At 71.5% G+C, this 1311-nt stretch carries 1 protein-coding gene; it reads left to right on the plus strand.

What is annotated here, in order from left to right:
* Positions 1-359: 359 nt before the first annotated feature.
* Entirely contained in the window at positions 360-1262 is a 903-nt protein-coding gene (locus HGA02_RS19615) for a caspase family protein (protein ID WP_168681075.1), read from the plus strand.
* Positions 1263-1311 lie beyond the last annotated feature (49 nt).

A 1311-nucleotide genomic window follows, 5' to 3' on the forward strand; every position in this document is an offset into this window, starting at 1 on the left:
TCCGATCTGGCGGTGGGCGCCGCCACCGCCAGCGCGACGGCGGTCGTGACGACGGCGAGCGCGGCGTGCGCGCGCCGGCGTCGTGCGGGTGTCCCGGGCAGCGCGGTGGGCTCCGGACTAGGCATGGGTTCTTCCCCCTGACGTGGCGCCGTGGAGGTCCCCGGTGTCCTCCGGGTCCCCGGCGCACCCCGAATGCTGCGCGTGTCACCGCGTCGTGCACAACCGTCACGAAGAAAGTTCACCTTGTCGTGGTTTCGACCGGGCGAGAAGTGGGCGAAATCGGGACAAAGCGTCTGGACCGGCTCCGGTGACGGTGGGACGCTGGCCGGTGCAGGAACTCGACGAGGGGGACGACGACCATGACCGGCTACTCGCTGCACATCGGCCTCAACCGGGTCGACCCCGACGCCTACGGCGGCTGGGACGGCAAGCTCAACGGCTGCGTGAACGACGCGAACGCGATGCTGCGGCTCGCGACGGCGACCGGCTTCCAGCCGGTGCAGCTGCTCGACGCGGCGGCCACGTCGCAGGCGGTGATCACGCAGATCGGCGCGTACGCGCGGACCGCGGTCGCAGGCGACATCGTGCTGTTCACGTACTCCGGCCACGGCGGCCAGGTCGAGGACATCGACGGCGACGAGCCCGACCAGCAGGACGAGACGTGGGTCCTGTTCGACCGCCAGGTCCTCGATGACGAGCTGCGGCGCATGTACGCGCAGTTCGCGGCGGGCGTCCGGATCCTCGTGATCAGCGACAGCTGCCACAGCGGCTCGGTGATCCGCGACGTCGAACGGGACGCGGTGCTGCAGCAGGAGCGTGAGCACGACCTGGGCCTGGAGACCGGGGCGCGCGGCGGCCCGCCCGCGGTGCTGCCGCCCTCGGCGGTGGCGCGCGTCATGCCGCGCGGGGTCGCCGAGAAGGACGACAAGGCGCGACGCGCGACCTACGAGTTCGTGCAGTCGCTCGCCGGTGCGACGACCGACGAGGACGTCGCGGCGTCGGTGCTGCTCATCTCGGGCTGCCAGGACGACCAGTACTCGTACGACGGTCCGGTCAACGGCGAGTTCACCGGCACGCTGCTGCGCGTGTGGGACGAGGGCGCGTTCACGGGCAGCTACGTGGACCTGCACCGCAAGGTCCTCGACCAGATGCCGTCGCGTCAGCAGCCGAACTTCTTCCCGATGGGCACGCCCGACGAGGCCTTCCTCGCGCAGCAGCCGTTCGCGATCGCCCCGCCCGCGGGCGCCACGACGGCGTCCTGACGGCACGGAGGCGGACCACCACCGCCGGACGACGAGATCGGAAGAGCGT

The organism is Cellulomonas septica (assembly GCF_012396155.1).
Classification (GTDB): Bacteria; Actinomycetota; Actinomycetes; order Actinomycetales; family Cellulomonadaceae; genus Cellulomonas; species Cellulomonas septica.

Coding starts and splice junctions, on each gene's coding strand:
- HGA02_RS19615 (WP_168681075.1), top strand. CDS start 360: ATGACCGGCTACTCGCTGCACATCGGCCTCAACCGGGTCGACCCCGAC.